The following is a 16,244-nucleotide window of genomic DNA, read 5'->3' as shown; positions in this document are numbered from 1 at the left end:
CGCGCCTCAAGGACTGGCGGCGAATCCACGCGAGATACGACAGATGCGCTCACACCTTCCTGTCAGCAATCGCCTTCGCCGCAGTCTTCATCTTCTGGATCAATGAGTCCTGACCCTAGTTAGCTAGCATGAACTCCCTCCATATCGCGGGCCAGGATGCGATAGGCAACCGCATCGTACCCTGCCATTTCCTGTTCGCCTGATTGGCTGTCCTGCGGAATATCTTAGCGAGATGAGCATCTTTCAAAGCCCCGCCACTCTGGTTCGCGAGGTGTAGCAACTCGCCCGTCCATTCGCTCGAAGGAGCAGTCTCTGCGCCCGACAGCGCCCTGCTTGGTCGAGATTCCCAGAATACTGCTGGATAGCAAGCTAGCATTAAATCTTTTGCAGCCCTTCCAGGACGTCTCCGGTGTCGCAGGCTGGCGGGAGCAGTGTGATGACGCTGTCGTTTCGACGAGGCGGCCTGTAAGGCCGGGGGCTTCATATTCCGGACGCCTGGGGCATGCGTCTCCATAGACCTTCTCGGCAACCATTGTGGTGGTTGACTATGAACGATTCCGGCTCTTCTTTGACCTCTGCGAAGGTAAGCGAGGAGATGGAGCCAGCTGGGCGTTTTCTTGCTGGGGTGCGACTGCAAAGCGACGCGAGCCCCATGGCGTCATGGCTACCGTCAGCAGCTCAGGCCTTTCTCACAATTATAGTTGTTAGCACCTAATCACCTTGGAAGGTGCCCCGCCGTTTGTGAGAACGGCTCCAAGAAGGCGGCTGCTTTCTCTCAACCCAAGAAATCAGTCGGATCGGTTGAGGCTGCAAGTGTCGAGTACGCAGCTGAATCTTAGCGAGGTCTTCAAGCTGAAGGGATATCTCCACGGGATCGCAATATCGTTCGGTTGTCTCGGACTGTCCTTTATGGCCCATCAAATCTTCCCGAAATTCCTAGGAACACGGTTTTGCTTGAGCTCATTGTTGAAAAAGTGTCGGAATTGGTGGGGCGTGATACCCAGTCGCTCCCGGATCGGCTGCAACTCTTTGTAGAGTCTGTCTCCCAATGCTGCTCTGGTAAGGGGGTTATGAAGGTCAGGAAAAACACGCGAAATACCTAGGTTTCGCAGGCAGTCCAAATAAGCAAGGAAGCCCAACCTGACAAGTTCAGGATGAAGCGCCAGGTTGCGTACAGACTGATTGTTCTGCAGCCGCCTAAATTCGTTGAAGCGAACGTGAATGTAGGGATGCTCGCCGTTGTCCAGAACGATATCGTTCACAGCTGGGCCGCAGAATTCTTCGCGGCGCATACCTTGATAGTGCGCCAGCATAGGCCCGAAGTAGGCGGCTCTGTGAAAAACTAGCGGTCCGGGTTCGTCGAATTCGTCTTCGCTGCGGCAACCGACAAAAACAGGCGACTCGAAGAATTTCGCCATAGCGTCCGGTTTTGGAATAGAGCGTTGATCGCGGGCCCGCACCTTCTTCTTTCCAGTGAACGCCGCGGGACGCAAGCGAGGGTCGAGATCCTCGGTTTCTTTGGCCATCTCGAACAGTCCGGAAAGAAACCCAAAGTGACGCGTGCGCGTTCCAATGGATAACCCTCTTTCTGCATCAGTTTTGGTCGCCGCGACTGCCCGCAATTCAGCAATCGAGCAGTTACGTTCTCGGCTGCTTTTTCCATAGTACTTATGGATGGACAGCAGGTGAGCATTGAAGTGTTCGAGGTCTGCCTGACGAAGGTCAACAAAGCGCGTGATGCCCCGCTCTTCGCGCATCAATCGAGCAAATAGATTGAAAGTCGCTCCTGCCTGATCGGCGGTGTTCGGATCCCAACTATGGTTCTCAATCTGCCTTTTGACAAATTCGGGGCCTAGCTCTTGAATCGAGAGCGTTGAAATAGGGATAGGCCTGTCAGGACGTGTCTCGGGCGTGGATGGCTCAGCATGCGCCACAACTGGTTGCGCAACTTGGCGGGATTTCAGGATTCCCGGGAGATCATCGAGAACTCGCTGCAAGTTGTCCAGATATTGACCGAGGTGCTCATGGTCGAATGTCGTGGACAGCGGGGCTGAATGCCTTATCCAGTTGGCAAGCAAGCGTGGGCTGGACGTCATCGAGCAAGGTCTCAATTTCGAATTCCTCCTCTCTACCCTCCCACTCGTATGGGTTGTAGTATTGAATGAACTCGATGGTTCTGCGCAGCCATTCCTCCAATGTTTCGGGCCGCCGAGCATCGATCGCCAGGCACCTGCCTTGCGCGATGTCATTGATGAATCTGTCAACATCGATATCAATGATGCTCTGATTTTTGGCCGCTTGTAAGCAATTGTGCGCCTCCGCTAGCCAGCGGGCCTTTGCCACCGCTTCTGCTGCCTGCCCCGTTGGTTCGACGCCTGCGCCAAGTGACGCGGAGACAGCCTCTTCGACGAAGCTCGCTGCATCTGGCCCTGCCCGGCGGGTCTTCTCTAGGCTCTCCTCAACCAAGTCTGGAAGCTCTTCGTGACCCCATGCCCGTTTCAGTCCCGCCACGTCAGTATCGGACAAGCGAGCATCAATTCCTCGCGTCGCTATCAAGCGCGCCGCCAGGCCGTGCGCCAGCAGGACGAGTCCGTCCCGTATGGGACAGGTTTCTCGACAATTAGTCCATTCAAATAGGAGATGAGCTGATCTTTGTTCATAAGGCCCGAAGTCCAGAGCGGAAAAAGGCGGTCGCTCTCTGCCGTCAGGCGGGACGATATGATGCGGGCCGTTCTTGCTTCCTTAACTCGCAAGCAGAGCTCCAAGAGCTCTCGGTGCGGACCCGGCCTCCAACGACGCCAATAATATACGGCGTTGCGGCGAAAGCAGTTCGGAATGGCTGGCATAACCTGCTCAAAGGTTTTTAGCACACGCCTGTAATACAGCTGCGATGTCATCCGGCCCCTCATTAGGGCGAATGCATCACATATCAACGACTTAGGAATTTCTGGCTGGGGCGCCAGGATTCGAACCTGGGAATGCCGGTACCAAAAACCGGTGCCTTACCACTTGGCGACGCCCCAACTTGGAGCCGGTTCCTACACGGTTCGGCCGCGCCGTGCAACACGATCTGCACCACGAGCAAAAGGTTGTCACAAGCGCTTGAACACGGAAAAGACCACAGCTATAAAGCCGCCACATCGCGGCAGGGTCGACCCGTTCGGCCCCTGCCTTCCCGACATGCCGCGAGTCTGACGGAGTATAGCGCAGCCTGGTAGCGCACCTGCTTCGGGAGCAGGGGGTCGCAAGTTCGAATCTTGCTACTCCGACCAATCAACCCCGGCGTCTTTGGACGTCGGGGTTTTTCATTGGGCGGCAGCTATGCGGCCCTTGGGGTCAGCCTTCCTTGCGGCTGGTGCTACGGCGCGCCACGAGCCGCGGCGGTACCACGAAATGCTCGACGTCGGAGCGACCATTGATCCGCTCGATCACCAACCGTGTCGCCTGCAGGCCAAGCAGTTCGCCGGACTGGTCGATGCTGGTCAGGCTGTTCTGGGCGAAGTCGCAATACATGGTGTTGTCATAGCCCACGATACCGACGTCCTGGGGCACGCGCAGGCCCAGTTCGGTGGCGACGCTGATCACCTCAAGGGCGATGAAGTCGGTCCAACAGAAGATGGCGTCGGGACGCTTGGGGCCCTGCAGCAGCCGGCGTGTGGCAAACTGAACGTCACGCATGATCTGCGGAGAGTGCGCAATATTGATGGCGCCGCCCAGACCGGCCTCGATCATGCCCCGGCGGTAGCCCATCTCGCGTTCCGAAAGAATGGACGATGGCTCACCCTGCAGGCTCAGCATGGCAATGTCGCGGTAGCCAGCCGCGACCAGATGCCGGACGACGAGCAAGGCGCCCTGCTGGTCGTTATTGTTGACCGTGTCAAAGGTTTCGGCCGATGGATCGTGATGGCCAATCGCGACCAGCGGCTTCTTAGTAGCAATGCTATTCAGACTTTCCCGTGTTTCGGTGGAGCCGATCAGGATGATGCCATCCATCTGCCGGTCGATCATGGAATCGACCACGCCGGTTTCCAGCTTTGCCGTGGATGAACTGATCCCCATCATCACCTGATACTGGGTGCGCTCGAGCGCATTGTTCACGCCGGTCATGATGTCGGCGAAGAAGGGGTTGCGCAGGTCGGGCAGGACCAGGCCCAGCGTATAGGTCTGGCCGCGCATGCCGCGTGCCGAGGCCAGGGGGCGATAGCCCAGCTTGTCCATGGAGGCCCGCACTTTGGCGCGGAGCGCTTCGGAAACGCCATAGGCATCGCGCAGCACCTTGGAGACGGCGGCAACCGAGACCCCGGCATCCTCTGCGACTTCGCGGATCGTCACCCGCCCGTTTCGCCGCCCCTCCCCCGCCTGCGCCATCCGGCTCTCCCAAGATCCTGTTATTCCAACCGATTTTGTACCGGACCGGCGCCCCTTATACGCGCTGATCCACAGTCGAGAAAGCCTATTGCCAAATGATGAAAAACGTAGAACGATACACGTAGAACATTCTACAAGATCGCTTCAGGCGACTTTATCGGCGAGGAGGCCAGCGTGACCGACGCAGCAGCAGTTCACACCCAGGGTGCAGCAAAAGCCCTGCACAATTGGACCGCGCGGATGATCCATCCGCTCGCCGACGCAGGTGTGGGCACGCCGGCCAGCTTTGTTGCCAAATCCTTCACGCTGGACCGCGTCGGTGGATCTGAAGTGCTGACCATCAGCGCCCTCGGCCTGTATCGCGCCTTCATCAATGGCAAGCGTGTCGGCAACGACCTGCTGACGCCGGGCTGGACCAGCTATGATGCGCGTCTGAGCTATCAGACCTATGATGTCGGCGACCTGCTGGTGCCGGGCGAGAACCGGATCGAAATCTGGCTGGCCGATGGCTGGCTGCGCTCGCAGATGATGTGGGGCAAGCATCCCATCTTCAACACCTGGGGGGACAAGATTGCGGCCATTGCCGAGCTGCATGCCGCGCCGGGCGTCGCAGAGCCGCTGTTGGTCACCGATGCGGGCTGGGAAAGCGGCGAACTGCCCGTTCGCAAGTCCGGCATCTATTTCGGCGAAGTGTTTGACGCGCGGGTTGCCCCCAAGGTTTCAGCGGGCACCGAAGCGCTGGCGTTCGACACGGCGGTGCTGGTGCCGCATGAAACCACGCCCGTGCGCGAGCTCGAGCCCCTGGCCGTTGCCAAGAGCTGGACCGACGCCGAAGGCCGCACTGTTTACGACTTCGCCCAGAACGCCGGGGGCAATGTTGCTATCACGGTCAACGGCGCGGCTGGCGCGAAGATCACGATCGAACACGCCGAAGTGCTCGATCAGGACGGAAATTTCTACAATGGCAATTACCGCACGGCCGATGCGCGCATTGAGTATGTGCTGGCGGGGACGGGCGAGGAACATTATCGCCCTTACTTTACCTTCCAGGGCTACCGCTATGTCTGCGTAACCATTGAGGGCGACGCCAAGCTGATCGATATCGTATCCGTGCCGATCAGCTCGGTGACCGAGGTGAAGTCCGGCTTCACTTCCGGCAATGCGCTGGTGAACCGGCTGTTCCTCAATACACTCTGGAGCCAGCGCGCTAATTTCATCGAGGTTCCGACCGACTGCCCGCAGCGCGACGAACGCCTGGGCTGGACCGGCGATGCACAGGTGTTTGCCGGAACCGCCGCCTATCTGGGGGAGGTGCAGGGCTTCTTCCACAAATGGGTGCGCGACCTGATGGTCGACCAGCGCGAAGACGGGGCGGTGCCCCATGTCTGCCCCGACCCGACGCGACTGGACCCCACCAATTATCCCGGCTTTTACGGTTCGACCGGCTGGGGCGACGCCATCTGGATGGTGCCCTGGCAGCTCTATCTGCACTATGGCGACACGGCTTTTCTCGAAGAAGTGCTGCCCTCAATGGTCAAATGGGTGGACTTCGTGTGGTCGATCAGCGATGGCCCGATCGTGTCGCCGCCGCGCGAATGGGGGGCCCGCGGCTTTTCGTTCGGCGACTGGCTGCAGCCCAAGGGCCCGAGCGCCAAGCCGCTGCCGACCATGGGCGACGATGCTGCCGCCACCGTCTATCTTCATATTGCGGCCAAGGCCGTGAGCGATATTGCCCGGATCGTGGGCAAGACCGACATTGCCGATCGAATGGCCGGCATGGCCGGCGAAGTGAAGGCGGCGTTCGCCAAGGAGTTCGTGACGCCGTCTGGCCGCCTGGCCTATGACGACCAGACCTCCTACGCGCTGGCGATCGTCCATGACCTGATCCCGGTCGACAAATTCGAAGCCGCCAAGCGCTATTTCAAGAACACGATCGAGCGGGCCGAGCGCCGCATCGGGACTGGCTTTATCGGTACCCCTGCACTGTTGCCTGCATTGATCAAAATTGGCGAATGGGGGCTGGCCAGCGAAGTGTTCCTGCAGGAAGAGGTTCCGGGCTGGCTCTATCAGGTCAAGATGGGCGCCACGACCATCTGGGAACGCTGGGATGCGATCCAGCCCGATGGCAGCATCTATAATCCGCAGATGAACTCCTACAACCACTATGCCTATGGCGCCGTTTGCCAGTGGCTTCTCGAAGGGGTAGCCGGGTTCCGCCCGGACGAGACGGATCCCGGCTTCAAGACCGTGGTTTTCGAGCCGGTCATTCTGCCCGAGCTCGCGCCGGTCAAGGCGCATCACGACAGCCCGGCCGGGCTGATCCGCGCCGAGTGGACCATCGAAGGCGAGGCTGTGCGCTACGAAATCGAGGTGCCTGCCGGCAGCAAGGGCGTCTTGCGCCTGGCCGAGCAGTATCGCGATGCGACGCTGGATGGCGCGGCCATTTCGGCCGGGACCGAGACCGCGCTGGGCGCGGGGACCCACGTCGTCACCTTCAACTACACCGCACCCAGGCGCGAGGAGCGCCAGAGGTCGCTGGTGAATGCGAACACGCCCTGAACGGCGCGTAACTTTCTTAGGACCGGACCGCATTAGCGGCCAAATGGGAGGAAGACCATGACCAAGACCAAACTCATTGCCCTGATGGGCGCCAGCACGCTGGGGATGCTGATGACGGCCAGTGCCGTCCAGGCACAGCAGTCCGGCTATCTGTCGATCCTTGTCGACAATGGCCCGCAATCCATTGCCACCATGGAAGCCTGGGCCGAGGCCTACAAGGCCATGAACCCCGATGTCACCATCGACATCGAAGTGCGTCCCGGCGGCGGCGAAGGCGACAACATCGTCAAGACACGCCTGGCAACCGGCGCCATGGCAGACGTGTTTTCGTATAATTCGGGTTCGCTGTTCCAGGCCATCAACCCGACCCAGAACCTGCTGCCCCTGACCGACGAGGCGTTCCAGGACGGTGTTCAGGACAGCTTCAAGAGCGTGGTTTCCGCTGGCGGCGAAGTCTATGGCGCCCCATTCGCTCCGGCCATGGGTGGCGGCATTTTCTACAACAAGCCTATCTATGAAGAGCTTGGCCTCGAAATTCCCACCACTTGGGACGAATTCATGGCCAATAATGAAGCGATCAAGGAAGCCGGGAAGGTTGCGGTGATCCAGACCTATGCCGACACCTGGACCAGCCAGCTCTTCGTGCTGTCCGATTTCTACAATGTTCTGGCCGAAGAGCCCGACTTTGCCGAAAAGTTCACCGCCAATGAAGCCAAGTTCGCCACTACCCCTGCGGCGCTGCGCGGCTTTGAGAAGCTGCAGGAAGTGGCCGAGGCCGGATACTTCAACGCCGATTTCGGTGCGGCCACCTATGCTGATGGCGTGCGCATGATCGCCATGGGCGAAGGCGCACATTATCCCATGCTGACCTTTGCGGTCGGCGCGATCGCCGAGACCGCCCCGGACTATCTCGACGACGTGGGCTTTTTTGCCCAGCCCGGCGACAGCGCCGAGAACAACGGCCTGACCACCTGGATGCCAGACTCGGTCTATGTGGCTGCCAATACGGCGAGCCCGGATCTGGCCAAGGACTTCGTGGCGTTTATAGCAAGCCCAGAAGGCTGCGACGTCCGCAACGAGGCCGTTGGCGCAACAGGCCCTTACATGGTTGCTGGTTGTGAGCTGCCGGCCGACGTGCCGCCCTCCGTCTCCGACATGCTGCCCTACTTCCAGGAAGGCGGCCAGAACGCTCCGGCGCTTGAATTCCTCTCGCCGGTCAAGGGCCCCGCGCTCGAGCAGATCCTGGTCGAAGTGGGTACCGGCAGCCGTGATGCGGCCAGCGCCGCAGCCCTCTATGATGAGGACGTGCGCAAGCAGGCTCAGCAGCTCGGCCTTGAAGGCTGGTAAGAGCCACTAGTCCTTATGGTCCGGGGTGCTGATTGCAGCATCCCGGACCACTTTCAGAGTTGAAGGAGGGGGAGACATGAGCGCTTCCACCATGGCTGGTTCACCCAACCGGGCCGAAACGCGGGCCATCAAGCGCTCGCCATATCCGGGATGGTTCTTCACCCCCGCCGCCATCATCTATTCGGTGCTGTTCCTGGTGCCGACCTTTGCCTCGCTCTATTTCAGTCTGACGCGCTGGACACTGTTCGACTCTGAATTCATTGGCCTGGAAAACTTCGCACAGTTCCTGCGCGAACCCTTCCTGATCAAGGGCCTGATCAATACCGTGATCTATGCCGCAGTGACGTCCGGCCTCAAGGTTGTGGTCGGCCTGCTGCTGGCCGTGATGCTGACCAGCCAGATCGTCGGGCGCGGCTATCTGCGCTCGGTTATCTTCTTTCCTGTGCTGGTGTCCACGGTTGGCGTCGGCATCACCTTCACTGTCCTCATGCATCCCACCCAGGGCATGATCAATGAGACGCTGGCGCTGTTCGGCATTGCCGGGCCGGGTTGGCTGACCGATCCGAACCTGGCGCTCTATTCAGTTGCGCTGGTCGATGTGTGGAAGGGCGTGGGCCTGGCCACCGTGATCTATATCGCGGGCCTGGTCGCGATCCCCCAGGATTACTACGAGGCCGCACGCATTGACGGCGCCACGCCCTGGCAGAATTTCTGGTACGTCACCCTACCGCTCTGCCGGCCGGCCACCTCGACCGTCATCACCCTGAGCTTTATCGGCGGTCTCAGGACATTCGATCTGATCTGGGCCATGACCAAGGGCGGCCCCGGCTTTGCCTCCGATACCATCGCCTCGGTGATCTACAAGCAGTATCAGGCCGGGTTCTATGGCCTGTCGACCGCGGGCAATGTGGTGCTGTTCATCCTCATCGCCCTGCTGGTTGTGCCGCTGACCATGTTCCTCAATCGCAAGCAGGGTCACGAATGAAAAAGCGCACTTCGATCCTGGGCGGCGCTGCCGCCATCGCAGCCACTTTCGTGGTGTTCGTCATTCCGTTCATCTTCATCATCCTGATGGCGTTCAAGGACCGGCAGCAATCGGCCCTGCGGGACTTTTCCCTTCCCACCGGATTCCACTTTTGGGAAAACGTGGTCGAGGTGGTCAAAACCCGCAACTGGATGATGATCACCGCCTTCATCAATTCGAGCATCATCACCGTGGTCAGCGTGACCCTGCTGGTGATCTTTGCGGCCATGGTTGGCTATGTGCTGGCCCGACGCAAAACACGCTGGAACGGGCTGATCGAATTTCTGGTCCTGGCGGGCCTGATGGTGCCGCCCGCCGTGGTGCCGACGATCTGGTTGCTGCAGGGCCTGCAACTGTTCGGGACACTGCATGGTATGATCCTGATCGAGGTCGCCTACAACCTGCCCTTCTCGATCATTCTCTACCGCGCTTTCGTCGCCACCATTCCGCGCGATCTCGACGAAGCGGCCATCATCGACGGCGCGCGGCCGCTGGATGTGTTCTTCCGCATTGTGCTGCCGCTGCTCTGGCCGGTCACGGTCACCAATATCGTGGTGCAATCGGTCGGAATCTTCAACGACTTCACCAACCCGCTCTACTATCTGCCGGGCAATGCCAACGCGACCGTGCAATTGACGCTCTATAATTTCCAGAGCCAGTTCAGCACCGCCTATAATCTGCTGTTCACCAATATCCTGCTCATCACCATACCGCCGCTGCTGGTCTTCATGTTCTTCAACCGGCAGATCGTGGCCGGCATGACGGCCGGCGCTGTGAAGGGATAAGGGCACATGACGACACACTGCAAGGAGACCGACCATGGCCGGGCTTGAACTGAGACAGCTCCGCAAGAGCTATGGCAAAGTCGAGGTCATCAAAGGCGTTGACCTTACCATCGAGCATGGCGAGTTCGTTGTTTTCGTCGGACCGTCAGGCTGCGGCAAGTCCACACTACTGCGCATGATTGCAGGTCTGGAGGACATCACCGGCGGCGAGCTGGTGATTGGCGACAAAGTGGTCAACGCAGTCGAACCGCGGGACCGCGGCATCGCCATGGTGTTCCAGTCCTATGCGCTCTACCCGCACATGACGGTGTACGACAATGTCGGCTTTGGCCTGAAGCTGGCGCGGACCCCCAAGGAGGTGCGCGACCAGAAAATCCGCGAGGCGGCACGTATCCTGCAGATGGAACATCTGCTAGACCGCAAGCCGAGCCAGCTTTCGGGTGGACAGCGCCAGCGCGTTGCCATCGGTCGAGCCATCGTGCGTCAGCCGGAGGTTTTCCTGTTCGACGAACCGCTGTCAAACCTTGACGCGGCGCTGCGCGTCGACATGCGCATGGAAATCTCCAAGCTGCATAGTGAGTTGGACGCCACCATGATCTATGTGACGCACGACCAGGTCGAGGCCATGACGCTGGCTGACAAGATCGTCGTGCTTGACGGCGGCGTGGTGCAGCAGGTCGGCAGCCCGATCGAACTCTACAAGCACCCTGCCAATCTCTTCGTGGCGGGCTTTATCGGTTCGCCCAAGATGAATTTCGTTGAAGTGAATGCCGACAAGATTGTTGGCGAAACGGTCCATGTGAGCGGGCCTGACGTCGTCGGCGTGCCCGTCGCGCTGCCCGCCGGCAAGGTCCACCCGGGTGACAAGCTGACCCTTGGCGTGCGGCCACACGATCTTGTGGTCGCGCCCTCCGGGGCCATTGTCGGTCGCGTTGGTCTTGTCGAGCGGCTGGGCAACGAGACCATTGTCAATCTCGAGCTCCCATCGGGCGCCTCCTGGCTTGCCGTGCTCGATGGCGACCAGGCGCTCAAGCGCGGCGAGAGCCTGGCGCTCGATGTAGATCCGGCGAAGGCCTTGCTGTTCGATGCCAATGGGTTGGCCGTGGCGGCGGGCTGACCCACCAAATATGGACATGAAAAAGGGCCGGTCTTTCGACCGGCCCTTTCTTATAAGAACTGCGTCTTCGCTTAGCGCTTGGCGCCGAAGAAGCTCCACAGGCCGGTCACGGTCAGGGCCGCAAGGGCCATCTTGAGAGTGTCCCAGACGAGGAAAGGCTGCACGGCCTTGGCAAAGGCGGAGGCGAGCACATTGGTCTGATCAACCCATGCGGCCTGACCTGCCATCATCACCAACCAGGCAAAGCCGAAGGCATACAGCACTGCGGTCGCCACCAGCATGGCCCCGAACAGGGCCAGGGGACGGCCCGAAGCGCCGCGGTCAGCCGCGTAGCCGATGATAGCGGCCTGCGCGAGGAAGCCGATGAGGAAGCCGCCGGTGGGTCCCAAAAGGTAAGCCATGCCACCGCCGGTGGCGAAGACGGGCAGGCCCATGGCCCCTTCGATGAGGTATGCGGCAACGGTGGCGACACCGATACGCATGCCGAAAGCAGCGGCGAGCGCGGCAATGGCAAAGCTCTGCAGGGTCACCGGCACCGGCCAGACCGGGACGTTGACCTTGGCAGCAGCCGTGATGAGCATGGTGCCAATGAGGACGATAGCGGCATTGGTTGCCAGCTTGGCGACGTTGCCCTTGGGCTGGAATGCACCGAGCAGCGTGTTGGGCGTGGTCAAAGTCACAGCCATTTCATACCTTCCGTAATTGATAGGGACCAACCCCCTCCCGGGTGGTCGGGTCCGGACCACAGTCTATTACGGTTTCGTTACACGGCACGCAATGGCCCCCACCGCTCCTGAACTCCACTTTGAGACCCAGTTCGATGCCCAAACGGGTCAACCCGTTGCCGTTGCAGAGCGCATTGTCCGGATTACTGCCCCCAATGCGTCGCCGTTTACATTCACCGGAACGAACAGTTTTCTTGTGGGGCATCAGAAGCTTGCACTGATAGATCCGGGTCCAATCGACCCTATGCATGAGGCTGCCCTGCTCAAGGCTATTGGCGGACGTCCGGTCACGGCCATCCTGCTCACGCATACCCATCGCGACCACAGCGCGTCGGCAAAAATGCTGGCGCAGAAGCTAAGCGCGCCGCTCTGGTTTGGCGGACCGCACCGGCTGTCACGACCCTTGCGCCGATTCGAAGTCAACCCGATCCGCAAGTCTTGCGATTGGGACCTCGTGCCCGACCGATCCCTGGTCGATGGTGAAGTCATCCCGGCAGGCGACATGACCGTCAGCGTTCTCACAACACCCGGCCATTGCGCCAACCATCTGGCCTTCGGGGTGGTGGGCAGCGACCTGCTGTTCTCCGGGGACCATGTGATGGGATGGAATTCTACCCTGGTATCGGTGCCGGACGGCTCAATGGCGGATTATCTCGCTTCGCTGGACAAGCTCATTGCCCTGCCCTATCGCCGCTATCTCCCCGCACATGGCGATAGAATTGCAGATGGCCCGGCGCACGCTGCGGCCCTCAGGGCGCACCGGCAGATGCGCAACCAGCAAGTGCTGGACGCCGTGGACGCAGGTGCGCGCACAATAGGCGCGGTGGTCAGGGCAATATATCCCAATCAACCGACCAAGGTGCGCATGGCGGCACGCATGACCATTATGGCGCACGTAGAATATCTGGAAAAGCTGGAGCAGTTGACTGTGAAACGCGGACCCTTTGGACTCCGCTTGCACGTGTCGCGTAGCTAGTTCCGCTGAAAACCGACGCCACCTTCGCGGCCGGTCTGTCCCCGGTGGCGCAACATGTGATCCGCAAGGACCAAGGCCATCATGGCTTCGCCCACCGGCACGGCGCGGATCCCGACGCAGGGGTCGTGGCGGCCCTTGGTAATGATGTCGACATCTTCATTGGCCGTGGTGACAGTCTGGCGCGGGGTCAGAATGGACGAGGTCGGCTTGACCGCAAATCGACACACGATCGGGTCGCCATTGGAGACACCGCCCAGAATGCCGCCGGCATGGTTGGAGAGAAAATAGGGCTTGTCCTCGCCCGCCCGCATCTGGTCGGCGTTCTCCACACCGGTCAGGCCCGCCGCCTCGAAGCCCGCGCCGATTTCGACAGCCTTGACAGCATTGATGCTCATCATCGCCGAGGCCAGATCGGCGCTGAGCTTGCCGTAGATCGGTGCGCCCCAGCCAGATGGAACACCTTCGGCGACCACCTCGATCACCGCACCGGCCGAATTGCCATCCTTGCGCAAGCCATCAAGATACTCGGCCCAGAGATCGGCGGCCTTGGCGTCGGCGCAGAAGAAGGGATTCTGCCCCACCTGGTCCCAATCGAAATTGGCATAGTCGATCTTGTGCGGACCCATCTGCACCAGGCTGGCACGAATGGTCACGCCGGCGAGTACTTGTCGCGCCACGGCACCAGCCGCAACGCGCGCGGCCGTTTCACGGGCCGAGGTGCGGCCACCGCCGCGATAATCGCGAATGCCGTATTTCTGGTCATAGGTGTAGTCGGCATGCCCGGGACGATATTTGTCGCGAATCTCCGAATAATCCTTGGACCGCTGATCGGTATTCTCGATCATCAGGGAAATCGGCGTGCCGGTGGTCCGCGGGCCGTCGGTGCGTTCGTCCTCGAACACGCCGGAAAGGATTTTCACCTCGTCGGCCTCGCGGCGCTGCGTGGTGAATTTGGACTGTCCGGGCTTGCGGCGATCGAGATCGCGCTGAATCATCTCGGGGGTCAACGCAATGCCCGGCGGGCAACCGTCGACCACGACGCCCAGCGCCGGCCCGTGGCTTTCGCCCCAGGTGGTGAAACGAAAAAGATGCCCGAACGTATTGAAAGACATGGCGCGGCCCCGTGGTTGCGAGCGTTCTAGGCAGGCCGAGGCGTCAGGTCAATCGACCGGCTCGTCCCAGGTGTTCTCAGCCGCATGCAGCGTCATCCGGCCACCGGCGAAATGAGCGATCACACCCTGCGGCGGCGGCCAGTTGAGCACATCACCGCGTGGCGTGCCTTCCACCAGATGCCGAACCACGCGCAGCACGCCGCCATGGGCCACGACCACCGCATGATGGGTCAGTTCGCGCGCGAAATCGAGCAGGCGGGTCGCTACATCGTCATAGTTCTCGCCATTTTCGGGGCGGAAGCGCCAATAGCTCTCGTCGCGTTCACCGGGTGCCAGCGCTGAATATTCGCGGGCGATCTCAGCGTGCAGGCGGCCCTCGAAATTGCCGAAGGAAATCTCGATCAGCCGCTTGTCGTGAATTACGGGCGGCAGCGCGATATCGAAGGCGGCGCGCATGCGGTCCATGGTTTCGGACGCCCGGCTCAGCGGCGAGGCAAACCAGTTGAGCGAGGCGGGATCGACACCGTCGCGCTCCAGCAGGTCGCGCAGCAGCAGGCCATTGGCGTCGGCCTGCAACTGGCCGGTGCGGTTGAGCGGGATATCGCGGCTGCCCTGATAACGCTGTTCACGGTTCCAGTCGGTTTCGCCGTGGCGCGCGAAATAGAAATCTGGCCAGGAAGGGGCAGTCATGGACACTTCCGCGCCTACTGGCACGGCCTTTGTTCGTCTGGAGTCTGTGGCTTGCTTGTGGCACACCCTAGACCGCGCAAGCAAGCGCAACGCCCTCATAGCTCATCTGTTTTGGAGTTCTGACATGCCCCTCACCGCTAACGAAATCCGTGATGCCCTGGCCGGGATTGTGGGGAGCGATGGGATCGTGACCGACACCGAAAAGATGGGGGCGTGGCTTGATGAACCACGCAAGCGTTTCCACCAGACCGCTTCGGCGATCGTAACGCCGCCCAGCGTGGAAGCAGTTCAAAAAGTGATGGCGTGGGCTAACCAGAACCATGTCGGCATTGTTCCGCAGGGCGGAAATACCGGACTGGTCGGTGCGCAGGTGCCGCTTTCGGGTCGCGAGGTGATCCTGAGTCTGCACAAGCTCGATCGCATCCGCTCGATAAATGCGGGTGCCGGGGTGATGACGGCCGAGGCCGGGGTAATCCTTGAAAACGCCCATAGGGCGGCAGAAGCAGAGGGAGCGATGTTCCCGCTGTGGCTGGCGTCGCAGGGCTCGGCACGGATTGGAGGCGTTCTGTCCTCCAATGCCGGGGGCGTCAACGTGTTGGCCTATGGCAATGCGCGCGAGCTGACCATGGGGGTCGAGGCCGTGCTGGCGGATGGACGGCTCTATCAGGGGCTCAACGCGCTCAAGAAGGACAATACCGGCTATGATCTCAAAGATCTTCTGGTGGGCGCGGAAGGCACGCTCGGCATCATTACCGCTGCAAGCCTGAAGCTCTATCCCCTGCCCCAAGATTATGAGACGGCCATCGTCAACGTGGCCTCTCCCGATGCGGCACTGGAATTGTTTCAGCTGATGCGTGAACGCGTTGGCTCGCGCCTCAATGCCTTCGAACTGATCCCCTGGATCGGGCTCGACATCCAGCTTCGCCACGGCATGTTGGACAAGGATCCGACCGCGAGCGCTTCGCCCTGGTATGCCTTGATCGAATTGACCCGTATGGCCGGTACGGAGCCGGGCGCCCTGCAGTCGGCGCTGGAGGTGGCTTTCGACAAGACGCTCATTTCCGACGCGGTAATGGCCGAGGCCCTCGCTGACCGCACCCGCATGTGGGCATTCCGCGAGCAGATGAGCGAATGCCAGAGCCGCGAAGGTGCCTCGATCAAGCACGATGTTTCAGTGCCCATTGCAGCTGTCCCCGCGCTGATTGCCGAGGGATCGGCAGCGGCAGAAAAATTCGCGCCCGGCATTCGCCCCGTGCCGTTCGGCCATATGGGGGATGGCAATATTCACTTCAATTTCTCGATGCCGGTCGGCGCCGATCCCAAGGCCTTCATGGCGGAGTACGACGAGGCCATGCACGAGATCATCTATGAGGTGGTGCTCAAACTGGGCGGCTCGGTCTCGGCCGAACATGGCATCGGACAGCTTAAAACAGAGCTGCTGCGACAGGTTAAGGATCCAGTGGCGCTCGAGATGATGCGGGCAATCAAGACGGCGCTGGACCCGAACGGGATTCTCAATCCGGGGAAATTGCTGGGTTAGC

At 60.6% G+C, this 16,244-nt stretch carries 13 protein-coding genes, 2 tRNA genes and 1 pseudogene; 9 read left to right on the top strand and 7 right to left on the bottom strand.

The genetic code is table 11. The features are described from left to right. A pseudogene (locus GO014_RS19265) lies at positions 1 to 113 on the top strand (IS5/IS1182 family transposase); the annotation flags it as partial. A gap of 804 nt (positions 114 to 917) precedes the next feature. Here the strand turns inward: GO014_RS19265 and GO014_RS16355 are convergent. The 3 genes from GO014_RS16355 to GO014_RS16345 all read right to left on the bottom strand — a co-directional run bounded on the left by GO014_RS16355 (position 918) and on the right by GO014_RS16345 (position 3,023). Beyond that, on the bottom strand, positions 918 to 2,096 hold the full coding sequence (locus tag GO014_RS16355) for a site-specific integrase (protein ID WP_157291400.1): 1,179 nt from the start codon (positions 2,094 to 2,096) through the stop codon (positions 918 to 920). Further along, positions 2,023 to 2,526 carry a hypothetical protein gene (locus GO014_RS16350; RefSeq protein ID WP_157291398.1) on the bottom strand — a complete coding sequence of 168 codons (504 nt, stop codon included), beginning with the start codon at positions 2,524 to 2,526 and terminating at the stop codon, positions 2,023 to 2,025. Before GO014_RS16350 ends, GO014_RS16355 begins: the two co-directional genes overlap by 74 nt. A gap of 422 nt (positions 2,527 to 2,948) precedes the next feature. After that, positions 2,949 to 3,023: transfer RNA gene (locus GO014_RS16345), tRNA-Gln, on the bottom strand. A 172-nt stretch (positions 3,024 to 3,195) separates the two neighbouring features. Here GO014_RS16345 and GO014_RS16340 point away from each other — a divergent pair. Then, positions 3,196 to 3,272 (top strand) — tRNA-Pro (locus tag GO014_RS16340). 64 nt (positions 3,273 to 3,336) lie between these two features. Here GO014_RS16340 and GO014_RS16335 read toward each other — a convergent pair. After that, positions 3,337 to 4,368, bottom strand: a complete 1,032-nt coding sequence (locus tag GO014_RS16335; protein WP_157291397.1) for a LacI family DNA-binding transcriptional regulator — start codon at positions 4,366 to 4,368, stop codon at positions 3,337 to 3,339. 240 nt (positions 4,369 to 4,608) lie between these two features. Here GO014_RS16335 and GO014_RS16330 point away from each other — a divergent pair, with 240 nt between their 5' ends. From GO014_RS16330 to GO014_RS16310, 5 genes are all read left to right on the top strand, one after another. Further along, a complete protein-coding gene (locus tag GO014_RS16330; RefSeq protein WP_157291408.1) occupies positions 4,609 to 6,927 on the top strand; it encodes an alpha-L-rhamnosidase in 2,319 nt (772 codons plus the stop codon). 57 nt (positions 6,928 to 6,984) lie between these two features. Further along, complete coding sequence (locus GO014_RS16325; RefSeq protein WP_157291395.1) at positions 6,985 to 8,274, top strand: ABC transporter substrate-binding protein; 1,290 nt, start codon at positions 6,985 to 6,987, stop codon at positions 8,272 to 8,274. Between the two features lie 76 nt (positions 8,275 to 8,350). Next, entirely contained in the window at positions 8,351 to 9,259 is a 909-nt protein-coding gene (locus tag GO014_RS16320; RefSeq protein WP_116589200.1) for a carbohydrate ABC transporter permease, read from the top strand. Continuing rightward, positions 9,256 to 10,083 carry a carbohydrate ABC transporter permease gene (locus GO014_RS16315; protein ID WP_157291394.1) on the top strand — a complete coding sequence of 276 codons (828 nt, stop codon included), beginning with the start codon at positions 9,256 to 9,258 and terminating at the stop codon, positions 10,081 to 10,083. The genes GO014_RS16320 and GO014_RS16315 overlap by 4 nt, the downstream gene beginning before the upstream one ends. Positions 10,084 to 10,117: 34 nt before the next feature. Next, a complete protein-coding gene (locus GO014_RS16310) occupies positions 10,118 to 11,200 on the top strand; it encodes an ABC transporter ATP-binding protein (protein ID WP_116589202.1) in 1,083 nt (360 codons plus the stop codon). Between the two features lie 71 nt (positions 11,201 to 11,271). Here GO014_RS16310 and GO014_RS16305 read toward each other — a convergent pair whose 3' ends face one another. After that, positions 11,272 to 11,886 carry a biotin transporter BioY gene (locus GO014_RS16305; protein ID WP_157291392.1) on the bottom strand — a complete coding sequence of 205 codons (615 nt, stop codon included), beginning with the start codon at positions 11,884 to 11,886 and terminating at the stop codon, positions 11,272 to 11,274. 91 nt (positions 11,887 to 11,977) lie between these two features. Here GO014_RS16305 and GO014_RS16300 point away from each other — a divergent pair, with 91 nt between their 5' ends. Then, positions 11,978 to 12,901 (top strand): MBL fold metallo-hydrolase, encoded by a 924-nt coding sequence (locus GO014_RS16300; RefSeq protein ID WP_157291390.1) that lies wholly within the window; start codon positions 11,978 to 11,980, stop codon positions 12,899 to 12,901. Here the strand turns inward: GO014_RS16300 and aroC are convergent. Together aroC and GO014_RS16290 are read right to left on the bottom strand one after the other, a co-directional pair. Continuing rightward, entirely contained in the window at positions 12,898 to 14,013 is a 1,116-nt protein-coding gene (gene aroC, locus GO014_RS16295; protein WP_157291389.1) for a chorismate synthase, read from the bottom strand. The genes GO014_RS16300 and aroC overlap by 4 nt on opposite strands. Before the next feature lie 48 nt (positions 14,014 to 14,061). After that, a complete protein-coding gene (locus tag GO014_RS16290; RefSeq protein ID WP_157291387.1) occupies positions 14,062 to 14,703 on the bottom strand; it encodes a histidine phosphatase family protein in 642 nt (213 codons plus the stop codon). Positions 14,704 to 14,827: 124 nt separating this feature from the next. Between GO014_RS16290 and GO014_RS16285 the strand changes: the two genes are divergently transcribed. After that, positions 14,828 to 16,243, top strand: coding sequence for an FAD-binding oxidoreductase (locus tag GO014_RS16285; RefSeq protein WP_157291386.1), 1,416 nt, complete (start codon positions 14,828 to 14,830; stop codon positions 16,241 to 16,243). The last annotated feature ends 1 nt before the right edge of the window (position 16,244 follow it).

It is taken from the genome of Devosia marina, from assembly GCF_009758415.1.
In the GTDB taxonomy this organism is placed as follows: domain Bacteria; phylum Pseudomonadota; class Alphaproteobacteria; order Rhizobiales; family Devosiaceae; genus Devosia; species Devosia marina.
The sequence above is the reverse complement of the archived record's forward strand: the minus strand, read 5'-3'. Positions and strand labels throughout refer to the sequence as shown.

What these genes read in the sequence shown, in the direction of transcription:
- GO014_RS16300 (WP_157291390.1), top strand. Translation starts at nt 11,978, where the DNA reads ATGGCCCCCACCGCTCCTGAACTCCACTTTGAGACCCAGTTCGATGCC.
- GO014_RS16355 (WP_157291400.1), bottom strand. Translation starts at nt 2,096, where the DNA reads ATGACGTCCAGCCCACGCTTGCTTGCCAACTGGATAAGGCATTCAGCC.
- GO014_RS16310 (WP_116589202.1), top strand. Translation starts at nt 10,118, where the DNA reads ATGGCCGGGCTTGAACTGAGACAGCTCCGCAAGAGCTATGGCAAAGTC.
- GO014_RS16335 (WP_157291397.1), bottom strand. Translation starts at nt 4,368, where the DNA reads ATGGCGCAGGCGGGGGAGGGGCGGCGAAACGGGCGGGTGACGATCCGC.
- aroC (WP_157291389.1), bottom strand. Translation starts at nt 14,013, where the DNA reads ATGTCTTTCAATACGTTCGGGCATCTTTTTCGTTTCACCACCTGGGGC.
- GO014_RS16330 (WP_157291408.1), top strand. Translation starts at nt 4,609, where the DNA reads ATGATCCATCCGCTCGCCGACGCAGGTGTGGGCACGCCGGCCAGCTTT.
- GO014_RS16325 (WP_157291395.1), top strand. Translation starts at nt 6,985, where the DNA reads ATGACCAAGACCAAACTCATTGCCCTGATGGGCGCCAGCACGCTGGGG.
- GO014_RS16320 (WP_116589200.1), top strand. Translation starts at nt 8,351, where the DNA reads ATGAGCGCTTCCACCATGGCTGGTTCACCCAACCGGGCCGAAACGCGG.
- GO014_RS16290 (WP_157291387.1), bottom strand. Translation starts at nt 14,703, where the DNA reads ATGACTGCCCCTTCCTGGCCAGATTTCTATTTCGCGCGCCACGGCGAA.
- GO014_RS16285 (WP_157291386.1), top strand. Translation starts at nt 14,828, where the DNA reads ATGCCCCTCACCGCTAACGAAATCCGTGATGCCCTGGCCGGGATTGTG.
- GO014_RS16315 (WP_157291394.1), top strand. Translation starts at nt 9,256, where the DNA reads ATGAAAAAGCGCACTTCGATCCTGGGCGGCGCTGCCGCCATCGCAGCC.
- GO014_RS16305 (WP_157291392.1), bottom strand. Translation starts at nt 11,886, where the DNA reads ATGGCTGTGACTTTGACCACGCCCAACACGCTGCTCGGTGCATTCCAG.